12 protein-coding genes are annotated in these 14,693 nt (G+C 62.5%); 9 read left to right on the top strand and 3 right to left on the bottom strand.

The features are described from left to right. Positions 1–34: 34 nt before the first annotated feature. Positions 35–976: an MBL fold metallo-hydrolase gene (locus tag FQ320_RS18750; RefSeq protein WP_148474868.1), complete on the top strand. Its 942-nt coding sequence runs from the start codon at positions 35–37 to the stop codon at positions 974–976. 56 nt (positions 977–1,032) lie between these two features. Here the strand turns inward: FQ320_RS18750 and FQ320_RS18745 are convergent, their stop codons facing one another. Then, a complete protein-coding gene (locus FQ320_RS18745; RefSeq protein WP_148474867.1) occupies positions 1,033–2,703 on the bottom strand; it encodes an NAD+ synthase in 1,671 nt (556 codons plus the stop codon). 273 nt (positions 2,704–2,976) lie between these two features. Here FQ320_RS18745 and FQ320_RS18740 point away from each other — a divergent pair, with 273 nt between their 5' ends. The 8 genes from FQ320_RS18740 to FQ320_RS18705 all read left to right on the top strand — a co-directional run bounded on the left by FQ320_RS18740 (position 2,977) and on the right by FQ320_RS18705 (position 13,202). Next, complete coding sequence (locus FQ320_RS18740) at positions 2,977–4,326, top strand: MORN repeat-containing protein (RefSeq protein WP_148474934.1); 1,350 nt, start codon at positions 2,977–2,979, stop codon at positions 4,324–4,326. Between the two features lie 309 nt (positions 4,327–4,635). Further along, entirely contained in the window at positions 4,636–6,213 is a 1,578-nt protein-coding gene (locus FQ320_RS18735) for a 2-isopropylmalate synthase (RefSeq protein ID WP_148474866.1), read from the top strand. A 392-nt stretch (positions 6,214–6,605) separates the two neighbouring features. Continuing rightward, the gene (locus FQ320_RS18730) at positions 6,606–7,643 is read left to right on the top strand and encodes a rod shape-determining protein (protein WP_148474865.1); all 1,038 of its coding nucleotides are present in this window, start codon (positions 6,606–6,608) and stop codon (positions 7,641–7,643) included. A 92-nt stretch (positions 7,644–7,735) separates the two neighbouring features. Continuing rightward, positions 7,736–8,653: a rod shape-determining protein MreC gene (mreC, locus tag FQ320_RS18725; protein WP_148474864.1), complete on the top strand. Its 918-nt coding sequence runs from the start codon at positions 7,736–7,738 to the stop codon at positions 8,651–8,653. Beyond that, positions 8,646–9,185, top strand: coding sequence for a rod shape-determining protein MreD (locus FQ320_RS18720; protein ID WP_148474863.1), 540 nt, complete (start codon positions 8,646–8,648; stop codon positions 9,183–9,185). The genes mreC and FQ320_RS18720 overlap by 8 nt, the downstream gene beginning before the upstream one ends. Then, entirely contained in the window at positions 9,182–11,125 is a 1,944-nt protein-coding gene (gene mrdA, locus FQ320_RS18715; RefSeq protein WP_148474862.1) for a penicillin-binding protein 2, read from the top strand. Before FQ320_RS18720 ends, mrdA begins: the two co-directional genes overlap by 4 nt. Before the next feature lie 5 nt (positions 11,126–11,130). Next, positions 11,131–12,276 (top strand): rod shape-determining protein RodA, encoded by a 1,146-nt coding sequence (gene rodA / locus FQ320_RS18710; protein ID WP_148474861.1) that lies wholly within the window; start codon positions 11,131–11,133, stop codon positions 12,274–12,276. Beyond that, positions 12,273–13,202 (top strand): glyoxylate/hydroxypyruvate reductase A, encoded by a 930-nt coding sequence (locus FQ320_RS18705; protein ID WP_148474860.1) that lies wholly within the window; start codon positions 12,273–12,275, stop codon positions 13,200–13,202. The genes rodA and FQ320_RS18705 overlap by 4 nt, the downstream gene beginning before the upstream one ends. Before the next feature lie 78 nt (positions 13,203–13,280). Here FQ320_RS18705 and FQ320_RS18700 read toward each other — a convergent pair whose 3' ends face one another. Then, positions 13,281–14,069, bottom strand: a complete 789-nt coding sequence (locus FQ320_RS18700) for an SseB family protein (protein ID WP_148474859.1) — start codon at positions 14,067–14,069, stop codon at positions 13,281–13,283. Then, positions 14,066–14,650 (bottom strand): uracil-DNA glycosylase family protein, encoded by a 585-nt coding sequence (locus FQ320_RS18695; RefSeq protein ID WP_148474858.1) that lies wholly within the window; start codon positions 14,648–14,650, stop codon positions 14,066–14,068. Before FQ320_RS18695 ends, FQ320_RS18700 begins: the two co-directional genes overlap by 4 nt. Between the last annotated feature and the right edge of the window lie 43 nt (positions 14,651–14,693).

Here is a 14,693-nt window from a genome sequence, read left to right as displayed (position 1 = left end):
CCCAGTGACAAGAAACCAACCGGGAGACTGCAACATGACCCTTCGCACCCCATATCTCACCCGCCGCAGCGCGCTGCTCGGGGCTGCCGCCCTGCCCGCCGCCGCCGCGCTGAGCCGTCCGGCGCTGGCCGCTGCCCATGCAGGCGCAGCTGCCCCCGCGCCAATCCACAATGCCTTTGCCATTGGCGATTTCAAGGTCTCGACCCTGCTTGCCGGGACACGGCCGGTGCCCGATCCGCAGACCATCTTTGGCATGAACGTACCGGCCGAAGAATTCGCCGGGGTCAGCGCCGAGAACTTCCTGCCCACCGATGTCAGCCAGTTCTTTTTCACTCCCACCGTCGTGCAATCGGGCGATGAGGTGGTGCTGTTTGACACCGGGCTCGACCCTGCAGGCATCACCGCCGCGCTTGCCGCCGCCGGACATGCGCCCGACGACATTACCACCGTGGTGCTAACCCACATGCACGGCGATCACATCGGCGGTCTGATGACGGACGGCACACCGACCTTTGCCAACGCGAAATATGTGACCGGTCAGGTGGAATATGACGCATGGGCCGCCATGGGCAACGAAGGGTTCGACGCCAATGTAAAGCCGCTGGCCGACAGGATGAGCTTTGTCAAAGAAGGCGACAGCCCCCTGCCGGGTATCACGGCTATCGAGGCTTTCGGCCACACGCCCGGCCATATGGCGTGGCACCTTGAATCCGGCAGCGACCGGTTGCTGCTGATCGCGGATACGGCCAACCATTATGTCTGGTCGCTCGGCTATCCCGAATGGGAGGTAAAGTTCGACATGGACAAACCGACCGCCGCCGCCAGCCGCAAAAAGGTGCTGGGTATGGTCGCGGCTGACCGGATTCCCATGGTCGGCTATCACATGCCGTTCCCGGGCATCGGATACGTCGCACCGCGGGGTGAGGGCGGTTTCAAATACGTTCCGGTCAGTTATCAGTTGATGCTGAAGGGCTGACCACCGCCGAAGTCTTTGCGATCCGGCGGATTGATCGCCGCCGGATCTTCATGATTTCAGGTCGGATCGCGCCAGCGGTTGACGATGGGATATCGCCGGTCCAGCCAGAACGAATGCTTCGTCAGCCGCGGCCCCGGCGCCGCCTGAAACCTTTTGTATTCGGAAATATAGATCAGGTGCTCGACCTTTTTCACCATGTCCCGGTCAAACCCCAGAGCGACGGTGTCGGCCACTGAAGCATCACGGTCGATCAACTGTTCAAGGATCGCATCCAGCACCTCGTAGGGGGGCAGCGAATCCGCGTCTTTCTGATCGTCGCGCAACTCGGCGCTGGGTGGTTTATCGATGATCGCCGGGGCAATGACTTCACCCGCCGGGCCCATCATCCAGTCGCGGTGATTGGCATTGCGCCAGCGGCAGGTTTGAAACACCCGGGTCTTGTACATTTCCTTGATCGGATTGTACCCGCCCGCCATATCGCCATAGATCGTCGCATATCCAACCGCCACCTCGGACTTGTTGCCCGTGGTCAGCAGCATTTCGCCGAACTTGTTCGACATCGCCATCAGCAGCAAACCGCGCAGGCGGCTTTGAATGTTCTCTTCGGTCAGGTCGGGCGCATGCCCGTCAAACAGCGGCGCTAAGGTTTCGGTGATCGCCGTGCGCCCCTGCGAGATCGGCACGAAATCGTATTGGCAACCGAGCCGCTCTGCCACATCCTTGGCATGCTCGAGCGACGCGCCGGACGTATATTCTGACGGCAGCATGACACAGCGCACGTTGTCCGCGCCCAGAGCATCCACCGCAATCGTCGCAACAATCGCCGAATCGAGCCCACCTGACAGGCCCAGCAGAACCTTTTTGAATCCGGTCTTAGCCATATAGTCGCGCAGCCCGGTGACCATGACGCGGTAATCCTGCTCCCATTCATCGGGCAGCGGCGCTTTTTCGCCCGGCACGATCCGCCAGCCGTCAGCCCCGCGTTCGAGATCGACATGGGCCAGCCCGGCATCGAACACCGGCATCTGAAACGCCAGCCCACCGCCGGGGTTCAGACCGAACGACCCGCCGTCAAAGATCTGATCGTCCTGCCCGCCGACCATGTTCAGATACAGAAGCGGCAGTTCGGTTTCGATCACACGCGCGACCATCATGTTGACGCGCGTGTCCATTTTCCCCCGATAATAGGGCGATCCGTTTGGCACGATCAGGAATTCAGCCCCGGTCTCGGCCAGGGTTTCGGCCACTTCCGCGTGCCAGGCATCCTCGCACACCGGGCTGCCGATGCGGACATCCCCGATGGAATACGGCCCGCCAAGTGGCCCCGGCGCGAACACCCGCACCTCGTCGAATACGGTTTCATTGGGCAGTTCGTGTTTCATCACCCGATACGTCACCTTGCCGCCCCGGCAAATGTGATAGGCGTTGAACAGTTCGGCGCCCTCGATCCATGGCCCGCCAATGGCCAGAGCCGGACCATCCGCACAGCGCACGGCAAGGGTTTCGATCGCGGCAATCGCCGCCTGATGGAACACCGGCTTTTTCACCAGATCCTGCGCATTGTACCCGGCGATGAACATTTCCGGCAGCGCCACCATGTCGGCACCTGCGTCGCGCGCTGCCGCCCATGCGGAAAACGCCTGTTCGGCGTTGCCGTCGATATCGCCGACGGTGGGGTTCAGCTGTGCCAGCGTAACGCGGAAACGGTCGGGCGGGGTCTGGGACATGGGCGTTCCTTTCGGCTGTTTGCCGATCTAGCAGACTGGTCGGGAATGGGAAGCCGCCAGCCCGCATTTTGCCCCGTTCCGGGCAGTATCCGACGCAACCCTGCTGCTCCGAGGGAAAAACCGTTGCGGGGGCGCTGGCCCACGGTTAGGTTCTACATCGATCCGGCAGGCAGGATAGGGGCAGTCGTGCAGCAGCAGAACGTCAGTGGAAAATCGCAACTGAAACGCACCTTGATCGGCGGGGTTGCCGCGCTGGCTGTATTGGCCGCGCCCATGGTCGTGGCGCAATCCTCGGATATCGAGACGAAACAGTATGACGATGGCGGCGTCTATGAGGGCACGTTCAAAAACGGCCGGCAAGACGGCAGCGGCACCTATCGCCTGCCCAACGGCTATGAATACACCGGCGACTGGGCCGAAGGCGAGATTCGCGGCACCGGCACGGCGCGCTTTCCCAATGGATCGATCTATGAAGGTCAGTTCGCCAAGGGCAAACCCGAGGGGATCGGCAAGATCACATTTGCCGACGGCGGCACCTATGAGGGTGACTGGACCGACGGCACGATCGAGGGCTCTGGCGTCGCAACCTATGCCAATGGCGTAACCTATGAAGGCGGGTTCCAGAACGCGCTGCATCACGGGTTGGGGCGGATGGAGACGCCGAACGGCTATGTCTATGAAGGGGCCTGGGTGAACGGCGCCAAGGAAGGCCGCGGCAAGATCACCTATCCCGACGGCGCCGAATATGAAGGCGATCTGATCGCCGGGCTGCGCGACGGCGAAGGCACGCTGATCATGACCGACGGACTCACCTATGTGGGCGCTTGGAAAGCGGGCGAGATCAACGGCACCGGTGTGCTGACCCAGCCCAACGGCGATGTCTATGAAGGCACGCTGGTGGCGGGGGAAAGATCGGGGTCGGGCAAGGTCAACTATGCCAATGGTGACGTGTTCACCGGCGAATTCCGCAATGACCGCCGCGAGGGCGAAGGCACATTCACCGGCAGCGACGGTTATGTCTATGTGGGCGAATGGGTTGCCGGGCGGATCGAGGGTCAGGGCACCGTCACCTATCCCGACGGATCGGTCTATGTCGGTCAGTTCCGTGACGATCTGGCCGATGGAACCGGCAAGATCACCTACCCCAATGGCAATACCTATGACGGCGCATGGGTGGCCGGGGTGATTGAGGGCGAAGGCATCGCCACCTATGCCAACGGTCTGGTCTACGAAGGTGAATTCAAAGGCGCACGCAACGAGGGTCAGGGCACGATGACCTATCCCGACGGTTATACCTATGTCGGCGCCTGGAAAGACGGCCAACGAGACGGTCAGGGCAAGGCGACCTATCCTGACGGCACCGTCTATGAGGGCGAGTTTTCAGGCGGCCAACGCGCCGGCACCGGCACGATCACCATGGCCGATGGATTCACCTATACCGGCCAGTGGAAAGACGGCGAAATCGAAGGAACCGGCAAAGCCACCTATTCCAACGGCGATGTCTATGAGGGCGATTTCGTCGCGGGCAAGCGCGAAGGCCGCGGCACCATCCAATATGCCACCGGGCAAGAGGCGACGGGCACTTGGCAGAATGGCGCGCTGACATCCAGCGGGTCGAACTGACGCAGCACGCCAACACAACGAGGCGCAGCAATTCGAGACCGCCGCGATGGCCGATCCGATCGAACCTGCGCGCCGTAGCCATCCGCGACATTTCGGGGTTTTCAAATCGAAAAGCAGGGTTATAGTGGTCGCCATGGAACACCGCGCCCATATTCACGTCCTGCCTGCCGTTTCGGCCGGATGCGCGTTGCGTGGTCTGCTGCTGCTTAGTCGCCTCTGAGCGTGCCTTCGGCGCGACCGCTCAGGGGTGGACCAGCGCCGAAAACTTCAGACACTGCCAAGACGGCACTCAGCAGAAAGACCCCTGAAATGGCCTCCAACATGAATGACGACAAGAACCGCGTGGTGATCTTTGACACCACTCTGCGCGATGGCGAACAATCCCCCGGCGCGACGATGAGCCATGCAGAAAAGCTCGAGATCGCCGAGCTGCTTGATGAAATGGGCGTCGACATCATCGAAGCCGGATTTCCCATCGCATCCGACGGCGATTTTGCCGCCGTGGCCGAGATTGCAAAACGCTCGAAAGACGCGGTGATCTGTGGGCTGGCGCGGGCCAACATCAAAGACATCGACCGTTGCTGGGACGCGGTGAAACACGCCGCGCAGCCACGCATCCACACCTTTATCGGCACTTCGCCGCTGCATCGCGCAATTCCCAATCTGGACAAGGAACAGATGGTTGAACGGATCCACGACACCGTGACCCATGCGCGCAATCTGTGCGACAACGTCCAGTGGTCACCGATGGATGCGACCCGAACCGAGTTGGATTACCTGCGCCGGGTGGTCGAAGTGGCGATCAAGGCGGGCGCCACCACGATCAACATACCCGACACCGTGGGCTATACCGCGCCGGTCGAATCGGCTGCGCTGATTGCCATGCTGATTGCCGAGGTTCCGGGCGCTGACGAGGTAATTTTCGCCACCCATTGCCACAACGATCTGGGCATGGCGACGGCCAACTCTCTGGCCGCCGTGGCCGGTGGCGCACGACAGATCGAGTGCACGATCAACGGTCTGGGCGAACGCGCCGGCAACACCGCACTAGAAGAGGTGGTGATGGCGCTGAAGGTGCGTCGCGACATCATGCCCTGGACGACCCGCGTGGACACAACCAAGATCATGCACATCTCACGCCGGGTTGCCGCCGTGGCGGGCTTTCCGGTGCAGTTCAACAAGGCGATCGTCGGCAAGAACGCCTTTGCCCACGAATCCGGCATCCATCAGGACGGCATGCTGAAAAACGCCGAAACGTTCGAGATCATGCGCCCTTCTGACGTTGGACTGAAGGAAACCAACATCGTCATGGGCAAGCATTCGGGCCGCGCGGCGCTGCGATCCAAGCTCAAGGATCTGGGGTTCGATCTGGCCGACAATCAGCTGAACGACGTGTTCGTCCGGTTCAAGACGCTGGCCGACCGCAAGAAAGAGATTTTCGACGAGGACCTTGAGGCACTGATGCGCGATCAGGGCAATGTCGGTCAGCGAATCGAGATCAAGCACCTGCGCGTGGTCTGCGGCACCGAGGCGCCCCAGACGGCGGATCTGATCCTGACCATCGACGGCGTGGATCACTCTGCGTCAGTTCAGGGCGACGGTCCGGTCGATGCAGCGTTCAAGGCGGTGAAACAGGTGATGGGTCACAACGCACGGCTGCAGCTTTATCAGGTGCATGCGGTTACCGAAGGCACAGATGCGCAGGCAACCGTCACCGTCCGGATGGAAGAAGACGGTATGATCACCACCGGCGAAGCGGCGGACACCGACACGGTGCTGGCCTCGGCACGGGCCTATGTATCAGCCCTGAACCGTCTGGCGATGCGCCGCGACAAGGCCGGGCCCGATGCTGACCGGCGTGAAGTAAGCTATAAGGACGTTGGGTAAACCCATCGAGGGGCGGCGCATCCTGTGCCGCCCCTAACCCATATATTGTCGGGTTGTGTACAGTATCCTTGCAGTTTTTCGACAGGCACAGAACGGCCCAAACCGCCCGATCAAACTTTTTTCAAACCGTTCAATCTTGCATAAATCTCGTAATCGCGACGAAAAGATGCGATATTTAGCGTCGAATTCTAGTACTTTTTCAACAATCGTCCCATTTCCCAACCCCGCCCCGAACTTCACAAGGGCGGGAAGCAGCCGAATATCATCCAAGCAGGCCTTTCCGCCCGGACGCACTGTGTTTATAAGATCGTCGGCCTGTCCCGGGTTTAAAGCCCCGGGGCCGACGGGCGTGCCGCGGGTCCGCCGAACAATCTACACAGGGGTGGCGTGCCATGGGAAGTTTGACTGGTCTGTTTTCGTCCGACATGGCGATCGATCTCGGAACGGCCAATACACTGGTCTATATCCCGGGCAAGGGCATCGTTCTGAACGAACCCTCGGTCGTTGCGTTCCACATCAAAGACGGTCGTAAGCAGGTGCTGGCGGTAGGCGAGGATGCAAAGCTGATGCTGGGTCGGACACCGGGCAGCATTCAGGCCATCCGCCCGATGCGCGAAGGCGTGATCGCCGATTTCGACGTGGCCGAAGAAATGATCAAGCATTTCATCCGCAAGGTGCACAAGCGCACGACCTTCAGCAAACCCAAGATCATCGTCTGCGTCCCCCATGGCGCCACACCGGTGGAAAAGCGCGCGATCCGGCAATCGGTGCTGTCGGCCGGTGCGCGCCGGGCCGGTCTGATTGCCGAACCGATCGCCGCCGCCATTGGCGCGGGCATGCCGATCACCGATCCCACCGGCAACATGGTGGTCGACATCGGCGGCGGCACGACCGAGGTCGCGGTGCTGAGCCTTGGTGACATCGTCTATGCCCGCAGCGTGCGCGTCGGCGGCGACAGGATGGACGAGGCGATCATCAGCTATCTGCGCCGCCAGCATAACCTTCTGATCGGCGAGGCGACGGCCGAGCGGATCAAGACCACCATCGGCACCTCACGCATGCCCGACGACGGGCGCGGCGCGTCGCTGATGATCCGCGGGCGCGATCTTTTGAATGGCGTACCCAAGGAAACCGAGATCAATCAGGCGCAGGTCGCCGAGGCGCTGGCCGAACCGGTACAACAGATCTGCGAAGCGGTGATGGGCGCGCTGGAAGCGACTCCGCCCGATCTCGCGGCCGATATCGTTGATCGCGGCGTGATGCTGACCGGGGGCGGCGCGCTGCTGGGCGATCTTGATCTGGCGCTGCGTGAGCAGACCGGGCTGGCCGTCTCGGTGGCCGATGAGTCGCTGAATTGCGTGGCACTGGGCACGGGCAAGGCGCTGGAATATGAAAAACAGCTGCGCCACGTGATTGACTACGACAGCTGACAGGCGCGCTGCGAAAGGGCCCGAACGCAATGGGCCCTCTCGCAATGGACCCGAGCGCAAAGGCTCCGACGTAAGCATGACGGAAAGGCACCATGGCACGCGACAGAGGCAACAGCGACGCTTATGTGCGGCCCGTCCGACGAATCCTCGTCGGGACGATCGTGGTCCTGTGCCTTGCCATCTTCCTGTTCTGGCGCATCGATTCCCCCCGGGCAGAACGGTTCCGCGCTCAGATCATCGACCGGGTCATTCCGTCTTTTGACTGGGCGCTGGTGCCGGTGACGCAGGTGGCCGGGATGATCGAGAACTTCCAGAGCTACAGCCGGATCTATGCGCAGAATCAGGAATTGCGCCGCGAGTTGCAGCAGATGAAAGCGTGGAAAGAGGCCGCCCTGCAACTTGAGCAACAGAACGCCAAGTTGCTGGATCTGAACAAGGTGCGGCTGGATCCTGCGCTGACCTATGTCACCGGAGTGGTTCTGGCTGACAGCGGCAGCCCGTTCCGCCAGTCGGTTCTGCTGAACGTCGGGGCGCGCGACGGGATCCAGAACGGCTGGGCGACCACCGACGGGCTGGGGCTGGTTGGACGGGTTTCAGGCGTCGGGCATACCAGCGCACGGGTGATTCTGCTGAACGATACGGCCAGCCGGATTCCGGTGACCATCCAGCCCTCGGGCCAGCGCAGCTTGCTGGCGGGCGACAACAGCCCCCTGCCCCTGCTGGACTTTCTTGAAACCCCCGAGGCCGTGCGTCCCGGCGACCGGGTGATCAGTTCGGGCGACGGCGGTATGTTTCCTGCCGGTCTGCTGGTCGGGCAGGTCGTGCTGGGCGCGGACCAACTGCTGCGGGTGCGTCTGGCCGCCGACTATGAGCGGTTGGAGTTCCTGCGCGTGTTACGCAGTCACGCAGGCGAAGCGATCACCGATCCCGGGTCACTTGTGACCCCCTACCGCACGCCGGTTTCCGGACCCCCAGCCTTGCCATCCACGGGCGGAGGCACCGATGGTTGACCCGATCACGCGCACCCGCATGTCGTTCAGGCTGTTTTTCGTGCTGCTGGTGTGTCTTCTCGCCTTTATCCAGGTCCTGCCGTTCAGCGTCGGAGACCGGCGCTGGCCCCTGCCCGATCTGGTGACGCTGCTGGCCTTTGCCTGGGTCATGCGGCGCCCTGATTATGTGCCGGCCATACTGGTTGGCGTCCTGGTTCTGCTTGGCGATATCCTGTTCATGCGTCCGCCCGGCCTTTGGGCGGCGCTGGTGGTCATCGGGCTTGAATTTCTGCGCGCGCGTGAGCATCTGTCTCGCGATCTGCCATTTCTGGTGGAGTGGATGCTGGTGGCGACCGTGCTGCTGTTCATGACACTGGGCCATGCCCTGATTCTGGCGGTTTTTCTTGTCGATCAGCCGGTGCCGGGCCTTACATTTATGCAACTTATCGTGTCGGCGGTTGCCTATCCTTTGGTGGTCGCCGTTTCCCGTTTCGTCCTTGGCATCCGTAAAATGGCCCCGGGCGAGGCCGATGCACTGGGGTACCGCCTGTGAAACGTTCGCCCAAGGATACCGAAGCCAGCGTTCGCAAGATAACCCGTCGCAGTCTGGTGTTGGCCGGTGCGCAAACCGCCGTGCTGGCCGCCCTGGGGTTGCGGATGCGCCAGATGCAAGTCGAGCAGGCCGACGAATTCCGCCTGCTGGCCGAGGAAAACCGGATCAACATGCGGCTGATCGCCCCGGCGCGCGGTTTGATATTTGATCGCAACGGCGCCCCTGTCGCCGAGAACACCCAGAATTACCGCATCGTCATCGTCCGCGAAGATGCCGGCGATGTCGACGAGGTGATCGCCCGGTTGCGTCAGTTGATAATCATCGATCCCGAGGAACTTGAACGTGCCCTGCGCGAGATGAAGCGCCGCAGCCCCTTCGTGCCGATCACCCTGACCGATCAGCGCAGTTGGGAGGACATCGCGACCGTTGCCGTCAACGCGCCTGCCCTTCCCGGCATCACCCCCGACGTCGGGCTGACCCGGTCCTATCCCCTCGCCGAAGATTTCAGCCATATCGTCGGTTATGTCGGACCGGTCAGCGATTATGACCTGTCGCGCATCGAAGACAATGATCCGCTGTTGCAGATCCCCAAGTTCCAGATCGGCAAGACCGGCGTCGAGAACAAGTTCGAACGTGATCTGCGTGGCAAGGCCGGCAACAAGCGGATCGAGGTGAACGCGGCGGGCCGGGTGATGCGTGAACTGGGCCGGGATGCGGGCACGCCCGGCGCGAACCTGCAACTTACCGTCGATGCAGGCTTGCAGAACTTCGTCGAAGCGCGGCTGACGCTGGAAGAAAGTGCCGCCGCTGTGGTGATGGATCCGCGCAACGGCGATTTGCTGGCCGTGGGCAGCGCGCCCACCTTTGATCCGAATGCATTCGTGCGCGGCATCTCGGTCGCTGACTATGCCGGGCTGACCGACAATCTGTATCGTCCACTGGCCAACAAGGCCGTTCAGGGCGCTTATCCGCCGGGATCGACGTTCAAGATGGTCGTCGCCATGGCCGCACTGGATTACGGGCTGATCACGCCGAATGACACCGCCTATTGCCCGGGGTTCACCACGCTGGGCGACCGGCGGTTTCACTGCTGGAAACGCGGCGGGCACGGCTATGTTGATCTGGAAAAGAGCCTGCAACAGTCCTGCGACGTCTATTATTACGACCTCGCACAGAAGGTCGGTGTCGACAAGATTGCCGAAACCGCACGCCGGTTCGGGCTGGGCGAACGGTTCGACATTCCGATGTCGGCTGTCACGTCCGGCACCATGCCCGACAAGGCGTGGAAGAGTGAACGCTATGGCACCGAATGGCTGGTCGGCGATTCTCTGAATGCCTCGATCGGTCAGGGATTTGTGCTGGCCTCGCCGCTGCAAATGGCCGTCATGACGGCGCGCCTTGCCTCGGGCAACTCGATCGTGCCGCGGCTGGTCAAATCCGTCGACGGGATCGAAGCCGAAATCGAGGGTGCGACCCCCATGGGGTTCAACGAAAACCATTTGCGGCTGGTCCGAAAGGGTATGTATTCGGTGACGAACACCCGGAGAGGTACCGGATTCAACGTGCGCATCGATGACGACAGGATGCGGCTGGCGGGCAAGTCGGGCACCAGCCAGGTGCGCAACATCACCGCCGCCGAACGGGCCCGGGGTGTCACGCAGAACGCCGACCTGCCCTGGGAGCGGCGCGATCACGCGCTGTTCGTCGCCTATGCGCCCTATGAAAATCCGACCCATGCCGCCGCGGTGGTGGTCGAACACGGCAGCGCCGGGTCGTCGGTGGCCGGACCGGTGGCGCGCGACATTCTGCTTTATGCCATGCACGGCAAGCTGCCGCCGCTTGAAAGCTATCCTGCGTCGCAACGCGGCAAGGTCGGACAGATGCTGAACAGTATGAACCTGCGCCAAACCACCGGCGCCGCTGCGCGTGACAGGGCCTGATCGCCATGAGTTACCTTGAACACAACGTCAAAACCGTGCCCACCGGATTGTCGAAACTGCTTCGGCTGAACTGGGCACTTGTCTTGCTGCTGACGGCGGTCGCCTGTTTCGGATTCCTGATGCTGTATTCCGTGGCTGGCGGGTCGATGCTGCCCTGGGCCGAACCGCAGATGAAACGCTTTGCGCTGGGCATGGGCATGATGCTGTTCATCGCCATGGTGCCGATCTGGTTCTGGCGCAATATGGCCGGCCTCGCCTATTGCGCGTCGATCCTGCTGTTGCTGGGGGTCGAATTCTTTGGCGCTGTCGGAATGGGTGCGCAGCGCTGGATCGATCTGGGTTTCATGCGATTGCAGCCCAGCGAACTGTCCAAAATCACCTTGGTGATGATGCTGGCCGCCTATTACGACTGGCTGGATATCCGCAAGACATCGCATCCTTTGTGGGTGGCGATTCCGCTGCTGCTGATCGTGCTGCCGACCGCTCTGGTGCTGACCCAGCCTGATCTGGGCACCGCGATCTTGCTGGTGCTGGGCGGCGGGGCAGTGATGTTCCTGGCCGGCGTCAGCTGGTGGTACTTCGCGGTGGTGGCCGGTGCGGGCGTGGGGCTGGTGTGGGCGGTGCTCAGTTCGCGCGGCACGGACTGGCAACTGATCAAGGATTACCAGTTCCGGCGGATCGACACGTTTCTCGATCCATCGACAGATCCGCTGGGTGCGGGATACCACATCACGCAGTCGAAAATCGCGCTGGGGTCGGGCGGCTGGACCGGGCGCGGATTCATGCAGGGCACGCAGACGCGGCTTAACTTTTTGCCCGAAAAACACACCGATTTCATTTTCACCACCCTCGCCGAAGAATTGGGCTTTCTCGGAGCCATTTCACTGCTTTCACTGTATGCGCTGATCATTCTGTTCTGCCTTGCCTCGGCGATCTCCAACAAGGACAGGTTCGGATCACTGATGACACTCGGGATTTCCGTGACGTTCTTTCTTTTCTTTGCCGTCAACATGTCGATGGTCATGGGGCTGGCCCCCGTGGTCGGCGTGCCTCTGCCATTGGTCAGCTATGGCGGATCCGCGATGCTGGTTCTGTTGGCGGCCTTCGGTCTTGTCCAATCGGCCCATGTGCACAGGCCGCGCGGACGATGATCAACGTTCTTTTCTCGGCCCTGCCAGCCCGATGGGACGTCTATGGCCCCGCCCTGAACGAAGCCTTCACCGAGGCAGAGCTGAACGTGGCGCTGTCGACAGATCATCCACCCGAAACCGTCGACTACATCATATTTGCGCCAAACGGTCCGGTGAGCGATTTTACCCCCTACACCGGCTGCAAGGCCGTGCTGGGCCTTTGGGCCGGGGTGGAAACCGTTGTCGGCAACCCGACCCTGACACAACCGCTGGCGCGGATGGTCGATGTCGGGCTGCGTGACAGCATGGTGGAATGGGTCGCTGGCCATGTGCTGCGCCATCATCTGGGAATGGACGCGCATATCGTGAATCCGGACCGGATCTGGAACCCGCAGGCGGCCCCACTCGCACGGGAGCGTCGGATCGGCATTCTGGGGCTCGGAGAACTGGGTACCGCCTGTGGCAATGCGCTTGCCGCGTTGAATTTCGACGTCGCCGGATGGAGCCGCCGGCCAAAGACCATTGCCGGTATTGAATGCTTTGATGGCAATGCCGGGCTGGACGCCATGCTGGGGCGCAGCGATATGATCGTGCTGCTGCTGCCGCAAACCGCCGAGACCGAAAACCTGTTGAATGCCGATCGGCTCGCCCGGCTGCCCCGGGGAGCGGTGGTGATAAACCCGGGACGTGGCCCGCTGATCGATGACGAAGCCCTGTTGGCAGCGCTGGACGACGGGCAGGTTGGACATGCGACACTGGATGTGTTCCGCATCGAGCCTCTGCCGCCGGAGCACCCGTACTGGGACCATCCCCGGGTCACGGTGACGCCACATATCGCCAGTACAACCCGCCCCGACACCTCCGCCCGGGTCATCGCCGAAAACATCCGCCGGAGCGAGGCGGGTGAGGCTTTGCTGCATCTGGTGGACCGGCGCGCGGGATACTGAGCGGGTCGTCAGGCAGGAGAGGTCACTTGAAAAAAGTGCCTCCGGCGGGAGTATTTCTGCAAAGAAGAAGCCGCGACGTCAGCGCAGACGCGGCGGCCGATCCGGATTCATCCCGGGGTTTTGGCCCGGTGTTTCGTCCTGAGCAGCGCCGTGTTCGGACTGCGGCAGATCGAAGCGCAGACCGACGCGCGCCAGACGTCCGGCGATCGGATCCTGCGCCGTGACGAAGGCCACGTCGAGCCACCCTGCCTCGATCCCTGAAAAGGTCAGCGCCTCGGCCATGGCGCGGGTCAGGGCGGATTCTGCCCCCGGGCGCGGATCGACGAAGGCCAGCATATGGCCCTTGGCGCCTGTGTCATAGGTGACCGCCACCAGCCAGGCCGCCTGTGCCAGACCGGTCGCGGCCGCCAGCTTTGCGTCCAGCGCCGTCAGCAGCAGTTCGGGCAAGCCCTTTGGCGTCGAGAGGGCGGTGGGGCGCGCGGCGATGGATTCCGGCTGCTTTGCAAGGGTTTCGACCAGCCAGACCAAGGCATCAGCCGGCAGCAGGATCGCTGAAGGCGCGACATCCGGGTTCAGCGCCAGCCCCACCCCCTGCCCGGCCAGCATCGCCGCCAGTGCCCGCCCCGAAAGCGCGGCATAGGGGGTGATCTTGCCGGCGAACTCGGCAAACCGCTGCTCGGTGTCAAACGCCAGCGCAAAGCGTCCTTCGGCGGTATCGATCAAGTCGGGGGAGAGGGTGTCGCCCGTCGGCTCCTCGGTCAGCATCAGGAACAGTTCGGCGTCGGTCAGCCGATCAAAGAACCGCAGGCGGGCCGTGTCATCGCCCGATGCCTCCATCGCCGCATGGGCAGTATCCAGCGGCGTCATTGCAGCACCTCCGCCACCCGGGACCGCAGGACTGGCAGCAGATCAGTTTCGAACCATGGATTGCGGCGCAGCCAGGCGGTGTTGCGCCAGGACGGATGCGGCAGGGGAAAGACCCGCGGCGCATGGGCGCGCCAGCCCGCCACCCGGTCGGCGACCCGACCCGGGCCAAGGTGCCAGGTCTGCGCATGGCTGCCAACCAGCAATATCAGGGGCATATCGCCCAGAAACTCCATGACCCGGGCACGCCATGTCCGCGCACAGACCGGAGGCGGCGGCAGGTCGGACCCCTTGGCGTTGTAGCCCGGAAAGCAGAACGCCATTGGCACAATGGCCACCCTGTCACGATCATAGAACGTCGCATCATCGACTCCCATCCAGTCGCGCAACCGGTCGCCTGACGGATCGGTGAACGGTTTGCCCGACGCATGGACCCGCGCGCCCGGCGCCTGCCCCGCGACCAGAATACGCGCGCCGGGGTTGAACCAGACCACCGGACGCGGCGCATGGCCCGTCGCAGTGGCGGCGAGACGCGGTGCACAGAGCGTGCAGGCAGCGAGGGCATCGCGGGGATCATCAGTCATGGGAGTGCACATAGCGCGTGGCACCGGGCGCGGCAATCGGCGA

Origin of the sequence: Oceaniovalibus sp. ACAM 378 (genome assembly GCF_008085915.1) — a bacterium.
Lineage (GTDB): Bacteria > Pseudomonadota > Alphaproteobacteria > Rhodobacterales > Rhodobacteraceae > Oceaniglobus.
The sequence above is the reverse complement of the archived record's forward strand: the minus strand, read 5'-3'. Positions and strand labels throughout refer to the sequence as shown.

Bases quoted from the DNA above. Each gene is read 5' to 3' on its own strand.
- FQ320_RS18750 (WP_148474868.1), top strand. From the start codon at position 35: ATGACCCTTCGCACCCCATATCTCACCCGCCGCAGCGCGCTGCTCGGG.
- FQ320_RS18745 (WP_148474867.1), bottom strand. From the start codon at position 2,703: ATGTCCCAGACCCCGCCCGACCGTTTCCGCGTTACGCTGGCACAGCTG.
- FQ320_RS18740 (WP_148474934.1), top strand. From the start codon at position 2,977: ATGGTCGTGGCGCAATCCTCGGATATCGAGACGAAACAGTATGACGAT.
- FQ320_RS18735 (WP_148474866.1), top strand. From the start codon at position 4,636: ATGGCCTCCAACATGAATGACGACAAGAACCGCGTGGTGATCTTTGAC.
- FQ320_RS18730 (WP_148474865.1), top strand. From the start codon at position 6,606: ATGGGAAGTTTGACTGGTCTGTTTTCGTCCGACATGGCGATCGATCTC.
- mreC (WP_148474864.1), top strand. From the start codon at position 7,736: ATGGCACGCGACAGAGGCAACAGCGACGCTTATGTGCGGCCCGTCCGA.
- FQ320_RS18720 (WP_148474863.1), top strand. From the start codon at position 8,646: ATGGTTGACCCGATCACGCGCACCCGCATGTCGTTCAGGCTGTTTTTC.
- rodA (WP_148474861.1), top strand. From the start codon at position 11,131: ATGAGTTACCTTGAACACAACGTCAAAACCGTGCCCACCGGATTGTCG.
- FQ320_RS18705 (WP_148474860.1), top strand. From the start codon at position 12,273: ATGATCAACGTTCTTTTCTCGGCCCTGCCAGCCCGATGGGACGTCTAT.
- FQ320_RS18700 (WP_148474859.1), bottom strand. From the start codon at position 14,069: ATGACGCCGCTGGATACTGCCCATGCGGCGATGGAGGCATCGGGCGAT.
- FQ320_RS18695 (WP_148474858.1), bottom strand. From the start codon at position 14,650: ATGACTGATGATCCCCGCGATGCCCTCGCTGCCTGCACGCTCTGTGCA.